This is a genomic window from Azonexus fungiphilus, assembly GCF_003634965.1.
Taxonomy (GTDB): Bacteria; Pseudomonadota; Gammaproteobacteria; order Burkholderiales; family Rhodocyclaceae; genus Azonexus; species Azonexus fungiphilus.
On record NZ_RBXP01000017.1, the window covers coordinates 84,760 to 103,235 of the forward strand.

20 protein-coding genes and 2 tRNA genes are annotated in these 18,476 nt (G+C 67.2%); 8 read left to right on the forward strand and 14 right to left on the reverse strand.

Annotated features, from left to right (window positions below):
• The 3 genes from DFR40_RS13005 to DFR40_RS13015 are packed head-to-tail and all read left to right on the forward strand — an operon-like array spanning nt 1 to nt 2,246.
• A complete protein-coding gene (locus tag DFR40_RS13005; RefSeq protein ID WP_121458939.1) occupies nt 1-828 on the forward strand; it encodes an ABC transporter permease in 828 nt (275 codons plus the stop codon).
• Nucleotides 825-1,325: a TlpA family protein disulfide reductase gene (locus DFR40_RS13010; protein ID WP_245985686.1), complete on the forward strand. Its 501-nt coding sequence runs from the start codon at nt 825-827 to the stop codon at nt 1,323-1,325. Before DFR40_RS13005 ends, DFR40_RS13010 begins: the two co-directional genes overlap by 4 nt.
• A 39-nt stretch (nt 1,326-1,364) precedes the next feature.
• Nucleotides 1,365-2,246 carry a bile acid:sodium symporter family protein gene (locus tag DFR40_RS13015; RefSeq protein ID WP_121458940.1) on the forward strand — a complete coding sequence of 294 codons (882 nt, stop codon included), beginning with the start codon at nt 1,365-1,367 and terminating at the stop codon, nt 2,244-2,246.
• Between the two features lie 70 nt (nt 2,247-2,316).
• On the opposite strand, the gene DFR40_RS13020 is transcribed toward DFR40_RS13015, so the two are convergent.
• The 7 genes from DFR40_RS13020 to DFR40_RS13050 all read right to left on the reverse strand — a co-directional run bounded on the left by DFR40_RS13020 (nt 2,317) and on the right by DFR40_RS13050 (nt 10,056).
• On the reverse strand, nt 2,317-2,799 hold the full coding sequence (locus DFR40_RS13020; RefSeq protein WP_121458941.1) for a nucleoside 2-deoxyribosyltransferase: 483 nt from the start codon (nt 2,797-2,799) through the stop codon (nt 2,317-2,319).
• A complete protein-coding gene (locus tag DFR40_RS13025; RefSeq protein ID WP_121458942.1) occupies nt 2,796-3,383 on the reverse strand; it encodes a CYTH domain-containing protein in 588 nt (195 codons plus the stop codon). Before DFR40_RS13025 ends, DFR40_RS13020 begins: the two co-directional genes overlap by 4 nt.
• A gap of 43 nt (nt 3,384-3,426) precedes the next feature.
• Nucleotides 3,427-4,608 carry a PepSY-associated TM helix domain-containing protein gene (locus tag DFR40_RS13030; protein ID WP_121458943.1) on the reverse strand — a complete coding sequence of 394 codons (1,182 nt, stop codon included), beginning with the start codon at nt 4,606-4,608 and terminating at the stop codon, nt 3,427-3,429.
• A gap of 4 nt (nt 4,609-4,612) precedes the next feature.
• Entirely contained in the window at nt 4,613-6,997 is a 2,385-nt protein-coding gene (locus tag DFR40_RS13035; protein WP_211329803.1) for a TonB-dependent siderophore receptor, read from the reverse strand.
• An 86-nt stretch (nt 6,998-7,083) separates the two neighbouring features.
• Nucleotides 7,084-8,088, reverse strand: coding sequence for a FecR domain-containing protein (locus tag DFR40_RS13040; RefSeq protein WP_121458945.1), 1,005 nt, complete (start codon nt 8,086-8,088; stop codon nt 7,084-7,086).
• Entirely contained in the window at nt 8,085-8,579 is a 495-nt protein-coding gene (locus DFR40_RS13045) for a sigma-70 family RNA polymerase sigma factor (RefSeq protein WP_121458946.1), read from the reverse strand. Before DFR40_RS13045 ends, DFR40_RS13040 begins: the two co-directional genes overlap by 4 nt.
• Before the next feature lie 169 nt (nt 8,580-8,748).
• Nucleotides 8,749-10,056, reverse strand: coding sequence for an alpha/beta hydrolase family protein (locus DFR40_RS13050; protein WP_121458947.1), 1,308 nt, complete (start codon nt 10,054-10,056; stop codon nt 8,749-8,751).
• Between the two features lie 233 nt (nt 10,057-10,289).
• Here DFR40_RS13050 and DFR40_RS13055 point away from each other — a divergent pair.
• From DFR40_RS13055 to DFR40_RS13065, 3 genes are all read left to right on the forward strand, one after another.
• A tRNA-Gly gene (locus DFR40_RS13055) sits at nt 10,290-10,365 on the forward strand.
• Nucleotides 10,366-10,377: 12 nt separating this feature from the next.
• Nucleotides 10,378-10,454, forward strand: a tRNA-Val gene (locus DFR40_RS13060).
• Nucleotides 10,455-10,528: 74 nt separating this feature from the next.
• A complete protein-coding gene (locus DFR40_RS13065; RefSeq protein ID WP_121459066.1) occupies nt 10,529-11,941 on the forward strand; it encodes an aminotransferase-like domain-containing protein in 1,413 nt (470 codons plus the stop codon).
• A gap of 230 nt (nt 11,942-12,171) precedes the next feature.
• On the opposite strand, the gene DFR40_RS17055 is transcribed toward DFR40_RS13065, so the two are convergent.
• The 6 genes from DFR40_RS17055 to DFR40_RS13090 form a co-directional block, all read right to left on the reverse strand.
• Nucleotides 12,172-13,071: an AbiJ-NTD4 domain-containing protein gene (locus tag DFR40_RS17055; RefSeq protein WP_147431331.1), complete on the reverse strand. Its 900-nt coding sequence runs from the start codon at nt 13,069-13,071 to the stop codon at nt 12,172-12,174.
• Between the two features lie 46 nt (nt 13,072-13,117).
• Complete coding sequence (locus DFR40_RS13070; RefSeq protein ID WP_147431332.1) at nt 13,118-13,627, reverse strand: hypothetical protein; 510 nt, start codon at nt 13,625-13,627, stop codon at nt 13,118-13,120.
• Between the two features lie 255 nt (nt 13,628-13,882).
• The gene (locus DFR40_RS17595) at nt 13,883-14,194 is read right to left on the reverse strand and encodes an HNH endonuclease signature motif containing protein (RefSeq protein WP_121458949.1); all 312 of its coding nucleotides are present in this window, start codon (nt 14,192-14,194) and stop codon (nt 13,883-13,885) included.
• Nucleotides 14,195-14,347: 153 nt separating this feature from the next.
• The gene (locus tag DFR40_RS13080) at nt 14,348-14,821 is read right to left on the reverse strand and encodes a DUF6278 family protein (protein ID WP_121458950.1); all 474 of its coding nucleotides are present in this window, start codon (nt 14,819-14,821) and stop codon (nt 14,348-14,350) included.
• A 307-nt stretch (nt 14,822-15,128) separates the two neighbouring features.
• Nucleotides 15,129-15,431, reverse strand: a complete 303-nt coding sequence (locus tag DFR40_RS13085; RefSeq protein WP_121458951.1) for a hypothetical protein — start codon at nt 15,429-15,431, stop codon at nt 15,129-15,131.
• 3 nt (nt 15,432-15,434) lie between these two features.
• Nucleotides 15,435-16,025 (reverse strand): cytochrome c oxidase subunit 3 family protein, encoded by a 591-nt coding sequence (locus DFR40_RS13090; RefSeq protein ID WP_121459067.1) that lies wholly within the window; start codon nt 16,023-16,025, stop codon nt 15,435-15,437.
• A gap of 197 nt (nt 16,026-16,222) precedes the next feature.
• On the opposite strand from DFR40_RS13090, the gene ccoG reads away from it, so the two are divergent.
• Together ccoG and DFR40_RS13100 are read left to right on the forward strand one after the other, a co-directional pair.
• A complete protein-coding gene (gene ccoG / locus DFR40_RS13095; RefSeq protein ID WP_121458952.1) occupies nt 16,223-17,605 on the forward strand; it encodes a cytochrome c oxidase accessory protein CcoG in 1,383 nt (460 codons plus the stop codon).
• Nucleotides 17,602-17,820, forward strand: a complete 219-nt coding sequence (locus DFR40_RS13100; RefSeq protein ID WP_121458953.1) for a hypothetical protein — start codon at nt 17,602-17,604, stop codon at nt 17,818-17,820. The genes ccoG and DFR40_RS13100 overlap by 4 nt, the downstream gene beginning before the upstream one ends.
• Nucleotides 17,821-17,825: 5 nt before the next feature.
• Here DFR40_RS13100 and DFR40_RS13105 read toward each other — a convergent pair whose 3' ends face one another.
• Nucleotides 17,826-18,467 (reverse strand): N-acetyltransferase, encoded by a 642-nt coding sequence (locus DFR40_RS13105; RefSeq protein WP_121458954.1) that lies wholly within the window; start codon nt 18,465-18,467, stop codon nt 17,826-17,828.
• Between the last annotated feature and the right edge of the window lie 9 nt (nt 18,468-18,476).

The window sequence follows — 18,476 nt, forward strand, 5'->3', positions numbered from 1 at the left end:
ATGAATCAACTGTGGCTGACCGCCAAACTCGACATCGTCGAATCCCTGCGCGCGCGCTGGTTCCAGATCTACACCCTGGTCTTCGGCGGCATCGTCGCGCTGCTCTTCGTCTTCGGCCTGACCGAATCGCGCGTGCTCGGCTTCATCGGCCTGTCGCGCCTGCTGGTCACCTACATCCAGCTGACCATGGCGATCCTGCCGATCTTCGTCCTGATCACCACCGTCCGCTCGGTCGCCGGCGACCGCGAGGCCGGCGTCTTCGAATACCTGCTGTCGCTGCCGGTGGCCCTGCAGGCCTGGTTCTGGGGCAAGTTCCTCGGCCGCTACCTGGTCGTCTTCATGCCGGTCTTCCTGGCCATGCTCGGCGCCGTGATCTGGGCCAGCATCGTCGACATCGAAGTGCCATGGTCGATGTTCGCCTACTACACCGGCCTGCTGGCGGCGATGGGCCTGTGCTTCCTCGGCATCGGCATGCTCATCTCGGCGGTGGCGCGCAGCACCGACATGGCGCAAGGCGCCGCCTTCATGATCTGGCTGGTGCTGCTGCTCTTCCTCGACCTGATCCTGCTCGGCGTGATGATCCAGGGCCGCGTCGATCCGGAAGTCGCGGTCACGCTGGCGCTGGTCAATCCGCTGCAGGTCTTCCGCACCGCTGCGCTGGCCATGTTCGACCCGCAACTGATCGTGCTCGGCCCCTCGGCCTACGTCATCCTCGACCTGTTCGGCGCCGACGGCTTCCGCCTCTTCGCGCTCGCCTACCCGGCGGCGCTCGGCCTCGGCTCGGCGGCGCTCGGTTACTTCCTGTTCCGCCGCGGAGACCTGCTGTGAGTGCCCGGCGGCTGCTCGCCGCGCTCGGCCTGGTGCTCGGCCTCGGCCTGCCGCTCGCCGTCGGCGCCACCGACACGACGCCGCTGTTCGCGGCGACGCTGACCGGCACTGACGGTCAACCGGTCGATCTCGGCAAATTCCGCGGCAAGCCGCTGATCGTCAATTTCTGGGCCCGCTGGTGTCCGCCGTGCCGCAAGGAAATCCCCGAGCTGGTCAAGCTCCAGGGCGAATTCGGCGGGCGCGGCCTGGTCGTCCTCGGCATCGCCGTCGAGGACGATCCGGCGGCGGTCAAGGAATTCGCCAACGCCTACGACGTCAATTACCCGGTCGTCGTCGACAAGAAAAAGGCGCTGTGGCTGATGCAGACCCTCGGCAACGCCAGCACCGGCCTGCCGTTCACGCTGCTGATCGACCGCAGCGGCGCGATCGTGCAGCGCAAGATGGGGCAGTTCACCCGCCAGGATTTCGACGCCGCGGCGCCGGCGCTGCTCAAGTGATCGCCGGCCGCGGCAGCCCCGTATAATCGGCCGCTGACCATGATCGAAAACCTCTTCCTGCCCCTGGCGCTCGCCTTCATCATGTTCTCGCTCGGCCTGGCGCTGCGCGTGGACGACTTCCGCAGCGCGCTCGGCAACTGGCGCGGCGTCGTCGTCGGCATGTTCGGCCAGGTCGTGCTCGTGCCGCTGATCGCCGCGCTGGTCGGGGTCGGCCTCGGCCTCTCGCCGACCATGCTGCTCGGCCTGATGATCATCGCCGCCTGCCCGGGCGGCGTCAGTTCGGCCTTCCTCACCCACCTGGCGCGCGGCAACACCGCGCTGTCGCTGCTGCTCACCGTCGCCAGCAGCCTGCTGGCGCTGCTCTCGCTGCCCTTCGTCGTCAACACCGTGCTCGGCTGGCAGGCCGGCGGTGGCGGCGAAATCCACCTGAGCAGCGGCGACCTGCCGCTCGACAAGCTGCTCGGCGGCCTGCTGCTGGTGACGACGCTGCCCATCCTGCTCGGCATGACACTGCGCCTCAAGCTCGGCTGGATCGGCGAACGCGGTGAACGCCACGTCAGCCGCATCGCCACCGGCTTCTTCGTCGCCATCGTCATCGTCACCTTCGGCGCCCACCGCGAGACCATCGTCAACGGCCTGCCCGAGGTCGGCGGCGCCACCGTCCTGCTCAACCTCCTGACCATGCTCGGCGGCGTCCTGCTCGCCTGGGCCGCCCGCCTGCAGCGCCGCGAAAGCATCGCCATCGCCATGGAATGCGGCCTGCAGAACGCCGGCCTCGGCATCTTCGTCGCGCTCTCGCTGTTCGAACGCCCCGAACTCGCCGTCCCCAGCGTCGTCTACGCCCTGACCATGAACTTCGGCGCGCTCGGCTTCCTCTGGCTGCTCCGCCACCGCCGCGTCGCCGGCCTGGCGCTGCCTTAGCAACCGGGCGGCTGCCCGCTACTTGCACCTGCCATGCGTACGCGATTGCGGCCGCGGCGGCGGGCGAAACCTAGCGCCCGCCCAGCACCTGCAGCGCTTCCTCCAGCCCGCCGCGGATGATGCGGCAGGGGATGGCGAGCATCAGGTTGAGGGGGAGGGCGAAGTTTTCGACGGCGTTTTGCTGCGCGTCGAGCAGTCGACCGTCAACGCGGGCGAGCGGGGCGCCAAGGTGGTCGGCGAGCTTGTCGGCCTGCGGCCGGTCGTCGGCGACGTAGCCGACGACGGTCTTGCCCAGCGCCAGCGCGTAGCCGACTTCGAAGGCGGTGCCGGAGTCGGGTTCGAAACCGCGGAACGGGTTGAGGTTGGCGATCACGGCATCGGCGTCGGCGATCAGCGCGATGTTGGCGCGGTAGATGCCGGCGGCGGTGGTTTCGCTGTTGTCGAGCGGGATCAGGGCGCGGTGGCCGTGGCCGGCAAGCAGCTGGCGGGCGGCCTCGGCGCGGGCGAGGGCGTCGGGCAGGAAGACGTCGGGGCCGGCGAGGTAGATCTTCATGCGGACTCGGCGACCTCGCGCAGATGCGGGTTGGCCTGGTCGCAGCAGCTCAGCTGGCCGAAGTAGCGGCAGCAGCAAAGCTTAGCTGCGGCCGGCGGCTGGGTTTGCCACCAGCGGGCTTGCGGGCTGCCGTCGTTGAGCGCCAGCGCGAAGTTGCCGAAGCGCTTGTCGTCGGTGACTTCGGGGCCGAGCCAGGGCGGCGCGGCGAAGCTGTGTCCGCTGTCGGGCAGTTCGATCTCGGCGACGACCAGGCCGGCATGGCGGCCGGCGAAGATGTCGATTTCCCAGGTCATGCCGGCGTGTTCGAGCAGGTGGCGGGTCTTGCAGACGATGCGGCCGCGGCAGTAGCGGCCGAGGATTTCCTCGGCGTCGGCGAGCGGGATCGGGTACTCGTATTCGTCGCGGCCGATGCCGACGCTCGGTCCCTTGAGCGTGACGCAGGCCTGCTCGCCGCGGATGCGCACCCGCGTGGTCATCGCCTCGGCTTCCTTGGCGACGTAGCCCTGGACGATGATTTCCCCGGGCGAGCCGCTCAGGTCGGGGAGGTGGGCGAGCAGATACTTGCGTTCGATTTCCTTGGCCATGGCCTGCACTTTCTGCGGAGGCCGATATTAAAGCACAAGCCGGTCAGTTGCGCGCCCGCTGTCGGGCCCGCCGCTTCTTCCACCAGATGTAGACGCCGGTGACCGAGAGCAGGGCGACGGCAAGGCCGCTGAGCGAGACCAGGATGCGCCCGGGCAGGCCGATGATGCGCCCGGAGTGCAGCGGAAACTGCGCCTGCAGGAAGATGTCGCCGGCGCTGCCGGTGCCGGGCACGACTTCGCCGGCCAGCTCGCCGCTGAGCGCGTCGAAGTAGAGCCAGGGATTGCCGAGGCCGGCGTTGCCGTGGTCCTCGCCGGGGGCGAAGAAGCCGACCCCGTAGAGTCCGTAGGTCTCGGCGTAGAAGATCGCGCCGGCCGGCGCCTGCCAGCCGCGCCGGGCGGCTTCGGCCTCGGCCAGGGCGAGCGCGCGGGTGCGGTCGAAGGCCGGCTCGATCGGCTGTTCCGGCGGGCGCGGGGTGCGGCTGTCGAAGGGGCTGGCGCCGAGTTCGGAAAACAGCGCGGTGAGCGGATAGACCACCTGGCTGCGCAGGTTCATCGAGACCGAGGTGACGGCCAGGACGAGCAGCAGCAGCCACAGCCAGACGCCGCCCGAGCGGTGCAGGTCGAAGTTGAGCCGGTAGCCGCCCTGGCGCCAGCGGAAGGCGAACGACTTGCGCCACGATGCCGGCCGCGGAAAGCTGATCGCCAGCGCGACCAGGCAGTCGAGCGTCCAGCCGATGGCGAGCAGGCCCATCAGCCAGATGCCGATTTCGACGCCGCCGGCGTCGGGGATGTGCATCGAGTAATGCAGCTTGTACAGGAAGGGCAGCAGGTTCTCGCGGCTGAGCGAGATTTCGCCCCACTGTCGCCGGCCGAGGATTTCGCCGCTGCCGGGGTCGAGCGCGAGCTGGTTGAAGCCGGGCCGGAAAAGCTGCCCGCTGGCCGGGTCGACCGTCGGATTGACCCAGACACCGAGCGTGTGCCCGGGTTCGACGGCGAGCGGCAGGTAGCCGACGCGCAGGCGCGGGTCGGCGGCTTCGATCCGCCGCGCCAGCTCGAGCGGCGGGATCGGCGTCGCCGTCGCCGGGGCCTCGAACAGCTGCGGATTCAGCCATTCGTCGAGTTCGTGGTCCCAGGAGATGACGGCGCCGGTCAGCCCGGCGACGAACAGGAAGGCGGCGGCAGCCAGGCCGAACCAGCGGTGGAGCAGGACGAGAGCGGCGCGCATCGGCTTACCAGCGGTAGTTCAGGCTGGCCACCAGCGACCGTCCGCGGCCGCGGTAGCAGTAGCCGTCGTGGCACATCAGGTACTGCTCGTCGGTGAGGTTGGTGGCCTTGAGCGCGACGCTGGCGCCCGGCAGCCAGCGGCCGATGTCGTAGCCGAGGTTGGCGTCGACCTGGGTGTAGCCGTCGTTGCGCAGCGTGTTGGCGCCATCGGCCCAGGTCTTGCCGGTCCACCGGGCGCCGAGGCCGAGCGACAGGCCCGAGGCAAAGCGGTAGCGGGCCCACAGCGAGGCCAGCTGTTCCGGCAGGCCGACCGGCTGCTTGCCCTGGTTGCCGTCGTTCGAGCGGGTCACCTCGACGTCCTGGCGGGTGTAGGCGGCGACCAGCTCGAGCCGCTCGAGCAGCTTGCCGGTGGCTTCCAGCTCGACGCCGCGGCTGCGCGTTTCGCCGGTCTGGATCTTGTTGATCCCGGCCGGGTCGGACAGGTCGCGGGTCAGCGCATTCTGCTGGACCAGGTTGAAGACGCTGGCGGTGAGCAGCAGCTTGCTGCCGGCCGGCTGGTACTTGATGCCGGCCTCGACCTGCTTGCCGACCGTCGGCTTATAGGGTGAGCCGCCGACGTTGCTGCCGAACTGCGGCGTGAACGAGGTGGCGTAGCTGACGTAGGGCGCGAGCTGGTCGTTGACCAGGTAGAGCAGGCCGACGCTGCCGCTCGTCTTGCGGTCGGTCTGGCGCTGCGTGCTGCCGGCCAGGCGGTCCTTCTGCGCCTGCTCGGCGCGGTCGCGGCGCAGGCCGAGCGACAGCCGCCAGTTGCCCAGGCTGGCCTGGTCCTGGGCGTAGACGCCGGTCTGGCTGGCGCTGATGCCGAGGTCGCTCCAGACCGTCGTCGGCTTGGCGATCGGCTGGTTGTGGTCGGGGTTGCTCAGGCTGATCGACGGCGCCGGGCCGGACATGTAGCGGACGTCGCTGTCGAGCTCGAGGTAGTCGATGCCGGCGATCAGCTTGTGCTGCAGCGGGCCGGTCGCGAAATTCGCCGCCAGCGAGGTGTCGACGTTGAGGCTGTGCATCTTTTCATAGACGCCGACGGCGCTGCGCAGGATGGTGTCGCCATCGGCGTCGAGGCTGGCGTCGGTGTACTGGTTGTCGGTGTCGACCTGGCCGTAGCGCAGGTTCTGGCGCAGGGTGAGGACGTCGTTGAAGCGGTGCTCGGCTTCGTAGCCGAGGGTGAACTGGTCCTGCTTGAGCCCGTCGAAATCGACGTCGCCGGGCCAGAAGCGGCTGAGCTTGCCGGACGGGTACTGGAAGGGCCGCGGCGAGCCGGCGGTTTCGTAGTGCTCGGCATGGGCGAGGAAGGTCACGCGGGTCGCGGCCGAGGGCTGCCAGGTCAGCGCCGGCGCGATGTACAGGCTGTCGTCGTTGACCCCGAGGGTGTCGGAATCGGCGTTGCGGGCCAGGCCGGTGAGGCGCCACGACCAGTCGCTGCCTTCGCCGAGCTGGCCGCCGAGGTCGGCCTGCAGCTGGTAGTGGTTGTTGCTGCCGGCCTGGATCTCGACTTCGCGGATGCTCTCGCGGGTCGGCCGCTTGCTCACCCGGTTGATCATGCCGCCCGGGCTGATCTGGCCGAACAGCACCGAGTTCGGGCCCTTGACGATCTCCAGCCGTTCCAGGCCGTAGGGCTCGGTGCGGAAGCAGGAAAGCCAGCCGGCGTAGGGCTGGCGCAGGCCGTCGCGGTAGTCGGCGGTGGTCGTCGTCTCGAAGCCGCGGATGGTGATCTGGTCGAAGCGCGGGTCGTCGCCCCAGGCCGCGACCTGGACGCCGGCGGTGTAGGCGACCGCGTTCTCGACACTGAGCGCGCCACGGTCGCGGATCTGGTCGGCGGTGACGACGCTGATCGAGCGCGCCGTCTCGAGCACCGGCGTGTCGGTCTTGCTGGCCGTCAGTGCGCGCGTCGCCAGGTAGCCGTCGACCGGGCCGGTCGCCGTCTGCGCGGTGCTGGCGCTGACCAGCACCGGGCGCAGCGTTGCCTCGTCGCCGCCGGAGACGCGGATGACCGGGCGCAGCGCGTAGCCGCCGTTGGCCTGGCGCACCGCCTGCAGGTCATGCGTCGCGAGCAGCGCGGCGAAAGCCTCGGCGAGGCTGTACTGGCCGTGCAGGCCGGGGCTGCTGCGGCCGTCGGTCTGGTCCGGGGTGAAGGTCAGGGCGACCCCGGCCTGGCCGGCGAGCGCCCGCAGCGCAGCCGAAAGCGGGCCGGCCGGGACGTCGAAGCGCTGGCGCTGGACCTGCGCCGGTTCGGCGGCGACTACGCCGACGGTGGCCGGCTGGATGACGCAAAGGCCGAGCGCCAGGGCGACGGCACGGGCCAGCGGGCGCTGGCGGTTGGGGTTCGTGTGCATGCATTGTCCTCTCATGAGATGGGCTTCCTGATGAGTAGGTGCCGCGAGCCGGCGAATCGGGCAGTGCCGGCGGCGGTTTTTTGCGTTTACCGGGCGTCGACCGTGGACACGGTGACCCAGTAGCGGGTGCGGAAACGCACCTGCACCGGCAGCGAGTTGGGCAGCATGGCCAGGATGCGGTCGCTGTCGGCGAGCGGGAAGACGCCGGAAAAACGCAGCCCGGCGACGGCCGGGTCGCAGCGCAGGATGCCGCTGCGGTAGCGGCCGAGTTCGGCGAGGAAATCGTCGAGGCGGACGTCGTCGGCGTGCAGCTGGCCGGCCGCCCATTGCTCGGGGCGGGGGTCGAGGGCGCTGGCCCGGCTGTCGTCGGCATCGAAGCGGGCGCCTTCGCCGGCGCCGACGATGCGGGTCCGCTCCGGGCGGCCGGCCGGGCTGATCTCGACCGCGTGGGCGAAGACGTCGACGCGGCTGCCGGCGTCGTCGCGGGCGACGGCGAAGCGCGTGCCGAGGGCGCGGACGCGACCGTCGTCGGTGGCGACGACGAAGGGCTGGCCGGCGAAACGCGCGTCATGGCCGGTGACGACGTGGATCTCGCCGGCGATCAGGCGGACCAGCCGCTGCTCGCCGTCGAAGCGGATGTCCACGGCGCTGGCGGTGTTGAGGGTGAGCAGCGAGCCGTCGGCCAGTTCGATCCGCCGCTGTTCGCCGGTCGCCGTGCGCAGGTCGGCGTGCAGCGCGCGCAGCGGCGTGCTGCGGCTGGCCGCCAGGCCGAGGCCGCTGGCCAGGCCGACGCCGAAAAGCGCGGCGAGCAGCTGGCGACGGCCGGGACGCGCCGGGCGGCCGGCCAGCGGCGCCAGCGTGCGGTAGGCAAGCCCGGGCGGCAGGCCCTGCCAGCTGGCGCTGACCCGCTCGATGTGTTGCCAGGCCCGTTCGTGGTCCGGGTGGGCGGCGCGCCACTGCTGCCAGCGGCGGCGTTCGCCGGCATCGACCTCGCCGGCCATGAAGCGGGTCAGCCACTCGGCGGCGGCGTCGGCGACGGCCTCGTCGAGCGGCTGGCCGGTAGCGTGCAGGCGGGGGGCGGGCGGCGTCATGCGGCGATGGCGAAGAAGCACTGGCGGTTGGCCCGGGTCAGGTACTGCTTGACCGAGCTGGTCGAGACGCCCAGCCGCTCGCCGATCTCGGCGTAGCTGGCGCCTTCCAGGTGGGCCAGCAGGAAGGCCTGGCGCACCGCCGGCGGCAGGCCGTCGAGCGCCTGGTCGAGCTGCTGCAGCACCTGCAGCGCCTGCAGGCGGTCCTCGGGCGACGGCGCCAGCGCTTCCGGCAGCGCCGCGAGCGCCTCGAGATAGGCATTCTCGAGCAGCTGGCGGCGGTAGCGGTGAGCCACCAGGCGGTTGGCGACGGTCGCCAGGAAGGGCCGTGCCTCGCGGATCTCGCCGGCGTTGCCGGCGGTCAGGATGCTGACGAAGGTGTCCTGGGCGAGGTCGGCGGCCTGGTCGTGGCAGCCGAGCTTGCGGCGCAGCCAGCCGAGCAGCCAGCGGTGGTGCTCGGTGTACAGATCGGCGACGGGATGGACGGCAGACAAGGGCGGCTCCGGCGGTGGAGGGAACGTTGGCTGGCTGTCCGCGGGCGGGCCCGGTGCTGGCTGGCTATCGAGAATTATTCTTATTTTCTGGATTCGGCGCGTTGCCGTCAATCACCGCGCCGGCATTTTTTACGCAATTTGACGGTCGACCGTCAAATTGCGCGATTTTTCAGCGGCCGGCGCGTTCCCGGATCCAGGCCGCGGCATCGTCGATCAGCGCGCGATCGACGCGACCGGCTTGCAGGTATTCCTCGGGCCGGCTCGGCGCCTCGCCGGCGACGCCGATGTGGTTGAGCGCCGGGTAGTGCCGCAACGTTGCCCGCGGATCGTCGGCGAAGGCGGCGCGCCAGGCCTGCCAGTCGGCGTCGGTGACCTGGTAGTCGCGGCCGCCGTGGAGCAGCAGCAGCGGGATGCCGGCCTGTTTCGCCTCGGCCACCGCGGCCACCGCCTCGAGGCTGCGCCAGTAGGCCGCCGGCAGCTGCAGCGGCGCCTCGGCGCGCGGCGGATTGACGCCGGCGCGGATGTCGGCGAGGCCGGCGGCGATGTCGTCGATCAGCCGCTTCTCGTCGGCGCTGACGCTGCCGTCCATGGCGGCGATGCGGCCGAGCTGCTCGACCAGCGCCGTCGCCAGCGGCCGCGCCGGTGCCGCCCACAGGATGGCGCCGGCGACGCTGCCGGCGCGCCCGGCGATGCGTGGCGCCAGCATCGCGCCCTGGCTGTGGCCGAAGACGAACAGCGGGCCGATCGCCGGCTGCTCGGCGAGCAGTTTCAGCGCGGCCACGGCGTCGTCGGTGGTTTCGTCGTCGATGCTGAAATCGCCGGCGTAATCGGCCGGCCGCAGGCGGCTGCGCTTGTCGTAGCGGAGCACGGCGATGCCGTGTGCGGCCAGGCCGTGGGCCAGGTCGCGGAAGGGGCGGTTGCCGCCGATCTGCTCGTCGCGGTCGTGCGGGCCCGAGCCATGGACCAGCACGACGCCGGGGAAAGGCCCCGGACCGGCCGGCCGGGTCAGCGTCGCCGGCAGGCTGCCCTGGGCGAGCGGAATCTCGAGCGCGCTCTCGGCGAAGCGCTCGTTCTTTTCCAGCTGCGGCGGCCGCATCTGCGGCTGGAGCAGCAGGCTGGCAACCTGGCGGCGAGCGTTGATGCCGATCTCGGCGAGCAGCGTCGTCTGCTCGTGATGCAGCGGGATGCGCACCTTGTAGCCGCTGCCGAACGGCTCGTCGCTGGCCGCGCCGCGCTGCAGCCGCGGCCCGTAGAGCGCCGGCAGCGAGGCCCAGAAGACATGCAGCCGCTCGGCCGGCAGCGCCTCCGCCAGCGCCGGTGCGAACAGCGCCACGGCATCGGTGTAGCGGCCGACGTCGAGATGCTCGAGCAACTCGCGCGCCCGCTGCCGCGCCTCGTCGTCGGCCGCGGCGGCGCCGCTGAGAACGATCAGGCAAACGCCGGCCAGGTGCCGGAACAGGCGGGGGAAACGGTTCATGGTGCAGGGTCTTCGGGCATGCTTCGGGCCCGGTATCAAAACACGGAAGCCGGGCTGCGACAAGGCGGGCGACTTGAAACGAAAACTGCAGGCGGGGAACGGTCGACCGCAAAATTCTCCCGTTTTTGCTTTCCGGAAATCCTTCCGGAATTTTGTCGATGCCCTCGTACGCAGGGTCTTGGCAATTTTCCGGGAATCCGTATAATGCGCGGCTCTTGAAGCACACCACGAATGCGGCAGTAGCTCAGTTGGTAGAGCGATACCTTGCCAAGGTATAGGTCGAGAGTTCGAGACTCTTCTGCCGCTCCATTCTTTCAGCGTGCGTCCTTAGCTCAGTTGGTTAGAGCGCCACGTTGACATCGTGGAGGTCGATGGTTCGAATCCGTCAGGACGCACCACTGCGGTGTTCTCCCCCCGTTCCCCTTGATGCATGCGAAAGCCGGCCGGGCGCCGGGCTGTTAGGATGCGCGCCATGAGTCTCTATCAGGACATCGCGGCGCGGACCGAAAAGCTGATCGGCGAGGGCGTGCTGCGCCCGGGCGAGCGCCTGCCGTCGGTGCGCCAGGCCTGCCGCACGCACGCGGTCAGCCCGATCACCGTGACCCAGGCCTATTACCTGCTCGAAAGCCGCGGCTTGATCGAGGCGCGGCCGAAATCCGGCTATTTCGTGCGCGCCCGCCTCGGCCAGAAGTTGCCCGAACCGGCGATGACGCATCCGGCCGGCGGCGCCACCGAACTGCAGGTCAGCGATTTCATCTTCCAGATTCTCGACAGCGTCCGCGATCCGGGCATCGTGCCGCTCGGTTCGAGCTTTCCGGCAGCGGCGCTGTTCCCCTTCGACAAGCTCGGGCGTTTCCTCGCCGGGGCCGCCCGCCGGCTCGATCCGCAGTCGACGCTGAGCGACCTGCCGCCGGGCAACGAGGAACTGCGCCGGCAGATCGCGCTGCGCTACCTGGCGCAGGGCGCCTCGGTGTCGCCACAGGAGATCGTCGTCACCGCCGGCGCGATGGAAGGCCTCAACCTCTGCCTGCAGGCGGTGACCCGGCCGGGCGACCTGATCGCCGTCGAGTCGCCGACCTTTTACGCCGGCCTGCAGGCGAGCGAGCGCCTCGGCCTGCGCGTCATCGAGATTCCCAGCCATCCGCGCGAGGGCGTCAGCCTGGCGGCGCTAGAGGCGGCGCTGCGCCAGCATCCGGTCAAGGCCTGCCTGTTCATGCTCAACTTCGCCAACCCGACCGGCAGCCGCCTGTCCGATCCGCGCAAGAAGGAGCTGCTGCAGTTGCTGCGCCGCCACCAGGTGCCGCTGATCGAGGACGATGTCTACGGCGAACTCTATTTCGACCGTCAGGCGCCGCTGTGCAGCAAGGCCGCCGACAGCGACGGCCTGGTCATGCACGTTTCCTCGTTCTCCAAGTGCCTGGCCCCCGGCTACCGCCTCGGCTGGGTCGCCGCCGGCCGCTACGCCGAGGCGATCCGCCGGCAGAAGCTGGCGACCAGCCTGGCAACTTCGGTCCCGGTGCAGATCGCGATTGCCGATTACCTGCGCCAGGGCGGCTTCGACAAGCACCTGCGCCAGTTGCGGCGGCGCCTGGCCGAGCAGGAGGCGACGCTGGTCGCCGCCGTCGAGCGGCATTTCCCCGACGGCACCCGGCTGGCCCGGCCGCAGGGCGGCTATTTCCTGTGGCTCGAACTGCCGCCGCAAGTCGATGCGCTACGCGTGCACCGCGAGGCGCTGGCGCGCGGCATCAGCATCGCACCGGGGCCGATCTTCTCGGCCAAGCGCGAGTTCGCCCACCACCTGCGGCTGAATTTCGGCCATCCGGCCGGCGACGCGCAACTGGCGGCAGTCGCGACCCTGGGCCGCCTGGTCGCGGCCGCGCTGTAGCCGCAGAATCGCACTGATCGGAGCACAGGTTCTTGGCGGAGTTGACCGCTGAGTCGCATCAATTTGACCGGCTTGTATCGACCCTTTGCTGCCGGTCGGGCCTTGGAAAAGCAGACGTTCAGGAACGTTTGACGTGAGGGGCGGCCAGAGCCGCAGGCGGAGGGAGCCCAAAGCGTAGCTTTGGGACGTCCCCTTCGACGGAGTGGTTAGACTGCTGTTCAATTGATGGCCTAGAAGGGCACTTCATTTTCTTGCGCATTTGATACGTCAACCAAATAGATAACCTGAGATGCGCAGACTGCAAGCACATACTCAGCCACCTCGGCGGTTGCGATGCCGCCAACGGAACCGCCATGCCCAACACCGTCACCGCCACTGCGATAGGCATAGATGCCACTGATCGTTTGAACTAGTGCTTTGGGGATTAGGGCATCTTTGTTGGATGAAAACCACTTGGCTAGATCACCTAGCGTTGCGGCCTTGGCTTCTGGAAATAGTGCTTTTCCTGCCGCTTCAACGGCACACACAGCTTCCTTTACTGCGTTTTCAAAATCAGGTTTCGACGGGTTGCGAAAGAAGCCCATTGCTTTGTCGTAGTGCTTTCTAGCACTAACTAGGCGTGGATCTCCCAGAACAACTTGCGCGCGGGTAGTTACGTCAACGGTATGTTTTCTACCTCGGCGACGAACAAGACCTTGGCTGAATTCAAAAGCAAGACTTTCTTCTTCAAACAGACGCTGTAACTCTTCGGCTATGAATGACTGGACCTCACTCTTGGGCTCTTTCTCATGAAATTCATCATTCCAGAAATAGCCTGTTGCTGAAGCCAGATGGTTGTGTAGTCGCTCACAAAAATCGTAAATCTTGTCCCATCTCAGTGATTCGATAGCCTTTTCTGCATCCTCTCGCGCTTGCCGAAGGCTGGCGCACTTCGTCTTGTCGTATTCGGTTGGATGCAAGCGCCCAATGCGTTGTAGCTCTCTTGCAACCACAATCCAATTCGCCACGTACTCTTTTTCTACTAGATCAATTAGAAGGTGAGTGAGACCATTGCGGGCCCTTTCAGGGAATGCGTTATCGACCTGACGGTGAGTTCCACGATTGCGGGCAGAGAATGGAGGGCCAGCCATGACTAGGTTTGCGGTCTAACGTTTGAGTAAGGGTTGGGCGTCAGCTTCATGGCGACAATACTTTGGTCGCGAGAGCGCTGTACACCGTCCACCCCCCGACAGAGAGCGCGGTCAAAACACTTCCAATGATTGCGAGCGCCTTCTGATTGGTTGCGTCGCAGAGCCAACGCCAAGCATTGGCGAGACGGCCGCTGGCAAGATTGACGTTGTGCTCCCGCTCGAAGCGATCACGTTCTGCCTTGGTCACGAGCAGGTCTGCGGGCGTGAAGTAGTGCGCTTGGAGGTAGCCAGTACCTGACGCCTTATCTCGCGACGGTGATGAGTATAAGACCGAGACGCCCGCGCGTTCATTATCTCGGCACTCAAGGATGCGACGAGCATCTTCGGCCTTCAAATAACGAATGGAGTGCCACTCGTAGTCTGGGCTTCTGAACGAGAATGCGGTGGTGGTCGTTGTCGTAACTATCCCATCCTCCGTTTCTCGGACGCGCTGGTGGCTTCCGAGTTCGCGCAGATATACAGAGAAGATAAGCAAATCTCTACGAGCGTAGTCCAACAATGTAGCTCGATCACATCTGGCGAATCGCCATCGGTCGATGATCTCATCGAGAGCGAAGAACTCTTTCTCTGGCAAAGACATAGTCAACTAAAGCTACTGGAAATGCACTTGATGCAACGGTTCGTGTCTATTGACACCCAACGTTTGACGTGAGGAGCCGCCGTAGCGGCGAAGCCGCGAAGGGAACCCACAAGCGCAGCTTGTGGGCGGTCCCTCTCGACGGAATGGTTAGCCGCTGGCCTCCCCATTTGGCTAGCTCTTAGCGCGTATCGCACAGTTCCAGTTTGGCCAATCATCGCCTTTGCCACGATTGTTTTGCCATTGGAGTGGTTGGAGGTTACTGAGATCATCGGTTCCGCCTTTGGCGACCGGCTTAATGTGATCAATTTCCCAGCCATATCCTCCGTCGGTCGTGTCTCCATGCTTTGAGTACTCCATCCAAGCACCGCATGCGTCTTTTCGATACCTGTTTGGATCCTGCCCAGGCACAGCCGTACCCTTTTGCCATACCGCTGTAATTTCCTGAGGAGTCCATGCTCCACCTCGGGTATTTTTGTTTGGCATGCTCTTCCTTTCTTCCAGTGCTGGTTAATGACAGAGACTGCATCGCTCGTGATGTATTGAAGCGGCTAACGTTTGAATTAACCCGCCGCCGTAGCGCGAAGCGCGGAGGGAACCAAAAAGCGCAGCTTTTTGGCGGTCGGGTTGAATGAAGGGTTAGCGGTCATTTTCCTTAAACTTAACGACGTTATAGAAGTGAACAACGCTATCTTCCTCACCGTTGATAAGCAACTTATGCACTTTGCCTATTGGATTCCAGAACAGCCCGGCCTTTGTGTTTATGCCCATGGCGGTAAGCCCAGCTGCTTGAACCTCTTTGGGCGGCAGCGACCATTGGCTGCCCTTAATATTTCTGACGATAACCTCGCCAACGTAAGCGCCAAGGATAGATAAAACCCCTTTGACTTCCTCAGGTTTCGTGCCATCCCGCCGAAGACCAAGCACGATTTTGTCTATGCTTTGCAAGCTGTTAGGGGAATAGTCGAGGATAGTTCCATCCACCTTCTTTGCTGTTTCAACCGCCTGATTTGCAGCAAATGCGGCTTGCTCGGCTACCTTATCCGCTGCCGTGACTGACGCCGCCAATGAGGCAATGCCAACTGTAGCCAACAATTTTTTCCAGAAGCTCATGCGTTCTCCAATGACCGCTAACAGTGCTTACACGGACGCATGGGTCCGTATAACAATTGATATTGTTGACGTGGGATTGGCTGCTCAAATCGCATTGTTGTCAGTGGCTTAGAGTTCTCGCGGTCAGTATAACAAAGCAATATGCCGAACGGGTCTTAGAGGTGCTACAGCAGCTTTCTGGGACCATCTTCGAAAGGCCGCTTGTGGCCGGGGGCTGCCAGAGACCTTCTGATCACGATGACGATATTGCGTGGTCAGCCGGGATCAGTTTGGGCGGTCAGCGCCTTCGAGTTTCCGCAGTAGCCGCCTAGAGCGTCGCCCAGCGGGCGAATTCGGGGCCGAACAGGGCGAGCAGCACCAGCGCCACCGGTACCGCCAGCACGAAGCCGGCCAGCACGCGGCGGATGAACGGATGCGCCAGCGGCGCTTCGAGGAAGCAGCGGCAGATCAGCCAGCCCTTGACCCAGACGATTGCAGCGACCAGCCAGGGCAGCGCAGGCGCGCCGTGCAGCCAGCGGCCGAGCAGCAGGCTGGCGAAGGTCAGCGCGAGTAGCGTCAGCCAGGCCAGGGTCGGCGCCAGCAGGCGCGGGGCGGGGGCGGTCGGGGTCATGGTTCAGGCGAGCACGTAGAAGAAGGGAAAAAGCACCAGCCAGATCAGGTCGGTGGCGTGCCAGTAGCTGGCCAGCGCCTCGAGCCCGCCGTAGTCGTCGGCGTCGTAGGCGCCGGCGAGGTGGCGGGCGAGCACCCAGAACATGCCGAGGATGCCCCAGACCGCATGCACCAGGTGGTTGAAGGTCAGGTAGTAGTAGACGGTGAAGAAGATGCCGGATTCGCCGTTGATGCCTTGGGCGAGGTTCCAGCGGATTTCGAGGAACTTGGCCAGCGGGTAGCCGAGCGCGACCAGCAGGCCGCCGCTCAGCCAGTACAGCGACTGCCGTCGGCGACCGGCGCGGATGGCCTGCACCGAGCAGGCGATCAGGAAGCTGCTGCTGAGCATGAGCAGCGTGATTGCCGTGCCGGCGGTGCGCGACAGGCGCTCGGCGCCCTCGGCGAAAGCCTCGGGGAAATGCGCGCGGGCGACGAAGTAGACCGTGAACAGCACGAGAAACTCGACGAACTCGCAGCAGATGCCGACCCAGATTCCCTTGTTGCCGGGGATGCGTCCGCCCGGGGCGGCGTGTGTGGCGAGGGCCGCGGTTGCCATGATCTTGCGTTCCGGATTGCGATACCGCCATCGTGCCATCGCCGGCGGCGGCGCACAGGGACAGATGGCGCGAATGGCGATCGGTACAGGGGGCTGGTCGGTAAATCTGTGCCTATAAGAAATCGCGATTTCTGAAACTGTTCCTGTTTGCCGGCCGGTGGTCTACTGGCGACCGTCAAATATCGAGGAGCGGGAGCATGAACAAGCCGGTCAGCAAGGTCAGGGAAGCCAAGCTGGAGTTGTATCGCAAGCACGGGAAGATCCACGCCCGCTCGGTCGAGGGCCGTTTCAACCGCTGGCGCTGGGGCATGGTCTGGTTCACCCAGGCGATCTTCTACGGCCTCTGCTGGCTGCCCTGGGAAAGCGAGGCCGGACGCCGACAGGCGGTGCTCTTCGACATCGCCCACGAGAAGCTCTACCTGTTCGACCTCGTGCTCTGGCCGCAGGACGCGCTGCTGCTCGCCTTCGCCTTGATCGTCGCAGCCACCGGGCTGTTCCTGACGACGGCGCTGGCCGGCCGGCTGTTCTGCGGCTTCGCCTGCCCGCAGACGGTGTACACGATGATCTTCACCTGGATCGAGGCGCGCGTCGAAGGCGACCACCTCGCCCGCCTGAAGCTCGACCGCAGCCCGAACGGGCCGCGCAAGCTGGCGCTGCGCCTGACCAAGCACCTGCTGTGGGCGGCGCTGGCGGTGTGGACGGCGATCACCTTCGTCGGCTATTTCACGCCGATCCGCGAGTTGCTGCCCAGCGTCGCGGCGCTGTCCACCGGTCCCTGGGAAGCCTTCTGGCTGATCTTCTACGCCGCCTTCACCTACGTCCAGGCCGGCCTGGCGCGCGAGGCGGTGTGCCAGCACATGTGCCCCTATTCACGCTTCCAGGGCGTGATGTTCGATCCGGCCACGCGCAACGTCGCCTACGACCGCCAGCGCGGCGAACCGCGCGGCAGCCGCGGTGTCGGCCACGGCGACTGCATCGATTGCGGCATCTGCGTCGAGGTCTGCCCGACCGGCATCGACATCCGCGACGGCCTGCAGTACCAGTGCATCAACTGCGGCCTCTGCATCGACGCCTGCGACCGGGTGATGGACCGCATCGGCGCGCCGCGCGGACTGATCCGCTTCGCCTCGGAGAACGAACTGAGCGGTCGCGCCGGCACCGGCTGGCGGCAGCGGCCGCGCCTGGCGGTGTACGCCGGCGTCCTCGTTGCCATCGCCGGCCTCGCCGCGTGGACGCTGGCCGAGCGCCAGTTGCTGCGCGTGGACGTCCTGCGCGACCGCGGCGCCCTTGCCCGCGAGACCGCCGACGGCCAGATCGAGAACGCCTACACGCTGAAGCTCGCCAACATCGCCGACCGGCCGCGCCGCTTCCATGTCACGGTCGACGGCCCCTTGCCCCTGAAAATCGTCGGCGACGCCGAGTTCGCGGTCGGTGCCGGCAGCCTGGTCCCGGTCTCGGTCACCGTCGCCACGCCGGCCGGCGAGCATTTGCCGGGCATCGTCCCGATCCGCTTCGCGGTCAGCGCCGTCGACGAACCGGCGCTGCGCGTCGGCGAGGCGAGCAGTTTCGCGCTGCCATGAACGGCTTCGACGAACTGGCGCCGCCGCTCTGGCTGCGCGCCGACGGCCGGCCGCTGGCCTGTGTCGAGAAGATCCGCGTCCTCGACGACAACTACCGCGAGCTGGCGCAGGCGCTGCGCGACGCGCTCGAGGACGGGATCCTGCTCGGCTGCGCCGAAAGCGAGCTGCGGGCGGCGCTGCACGACCTGGTCGACAGCGTCCGCCCGGGCTTCTGAGCCGCTCAGCCGGCGTCGTGGAGGACGCCGGCACGGCGCAGGGCCGTCGCTGTCCAGCCGGCGCCGGCGAGGAACATCCGCGTCGTCAGCAGGTCGCGCCGGGCGGCGTCCACGCTCGGCCCGAGGTCGTGGATGCGTTTGTCGCGGATATCGACGTAATGCAGCGGCTGGCGGCGGCCGAGCGACTGCCATAGGGCGAAGGCGGCCGGCGACTGGCGGGCGCCGCTGACCAGGCAGATGCCGCGCGCCAGCGCCCAAGCATAGACCGCGCTGGCCAGCCCGCGCCCCTGCCAGGCCGGCGCGTATTTCGAATGCGGCGAGCGGACATGGCGGTCGCTGCGCCGGTCGATCTCGATCAGTCGGTTGAACACGGTATAGCCGGCGAGCCGGCCGCTGGCGCCGTCCACGACATAGACGAAGTGCTCGCCGTCGGCCTCGCGATGGCGAAAGTACAGGCCGGGCAGCGGCGCCGGCCAGGTGGCGCAGGCGTGCAGCGCGTCGCCGGGCGTCCGCAGGCGCCGGTCGAGCGCTGCCAGTTCGGCCTCCAGGCTGGCCGGCGGCAGGTCGACGTCGATCCGCAGTTCGCTTCGCAATGGTCGACGCAAGGCCAGGGTAGGGAAGGAAAAAGCGGGCAGGGCAAGCAGCATGGCGCGTCC

Coding starts and splice junctions, on each gene's coding strand:
- ccoG (WP_121458952.1), top strand. CDS start 16,223: ATGAACAAGCCGGTCAGCAAGGTCAGGGAAGCCAAGCTGGAGTTGTAT.
- DFR40_RS13040 (WP_121458945.1), bottom strand. CDS start 8,088: ATGACGCCGCCCGCCCCCCGCCTGCACGCTACCGGCCAGCCGCTCGAC.
- DFR40_RS17595 (WP_121458949.1), bottom strand. CDS start 14,194: ATGCCAAACAAAAATACCCGAGGTGGAGCATGGACTCCTCAGGAAATT.
- DFR40_RS13100 (WP_121458953.1), top strand. CDS start 17,602: ATGAACGGCTTCGACGAACTGGCGCCGCCGCTCTGGCTGCGCGCCGAC.
- DFR40_RS13085 (WP_121458951.1), bottom strand. CDS start 15,431: ATGACCCCGACCGCCCCCGCCCCGCGCCTGCTGGCGCCGACCCTGGCC.
- DFR40_RS17055 (WP_147431331.1), bottom strand. CDS start 13,071: ATGGCTGGCCCTCCATTCTCTGCCCGCAATCGTGGAACTCACCGTCAG.
- DFR40_RS13005 (WP_121458939.1), top strand. CDS start 1: ATGAATCAACTGTGGCTGACCGCCAAACTCGACATCGTCGAATCCCTG.
- DFR40_RS13050 (WP_121458947.1), bottom strand. CDS start 10,056: ATGAACCGTTTCCCCCGCCTGTTCCGGCACCTGGCCGGCGTTTGCCTG.
- DFR40_RS13025 (WP_121458942.1), bottom strand. CDS start 3,383: ATGGCCAAGGAAATCGAACGCAAGTATCTGCTCGCCCACCTCCCCGAC.
- DFR40_RS13035 (WP_211329803.1), bottom strand. CDS start 6,997: ATGCACACGAACCCCAACCGCCAGCGCCCGCTGGCCCGTGCCGTCGCC.
- DFR40_RS13015 (WP_121458940.1), top strand. CDS start 1,365: ATGATCGAAAACCTCTTCCTGCCCCTGGCGCTCGCCTTCATCATGTTC.
- DFR40_RS13090 (WP_121459067.1), bottom strand. CDS start 16,025: ATGGCAACCGCGGCCCTCGCCACACACGCCGCCCCGGGCGGACGCATC.
- DFR40_RS13080 (WP_121458950.1), bottom strand. CDS start 14,821: ATGAGCTTCTGGAAAAAATTGTTGGCTACAGTTGGCATTGCCTCATTG.
- DFR40_RS13020 (WP_121458941.1), bottom strand. CDS start 2,799: ATGAAGATCTACCTCGCCGGCCCCGACGTCTTCCTGCCCGACGCCCTC.
- DFR40_RS13105 (WP_121458954.1), bottom strand. CDS start 18,467: ATGCTGCTTGCCCTGCCCGCTTTTTCCTTCCCTACCCTGGCCTTGCGT.
- DFR40_RS13065 (WP_121459066.1), top strand. CDS start 10,529: ATGAGTCTCTATCAGGACATCGCGGCGCGGACCGAAAAGCTGATCGGC.
- DFR40_RS13030 (WP_121458943.1), bottom strand. CDS start 4,608: ATGCGCGCCGCTCTCGTCCTGCTCCACCGCTGGTTCGGCCTGGCTGCC.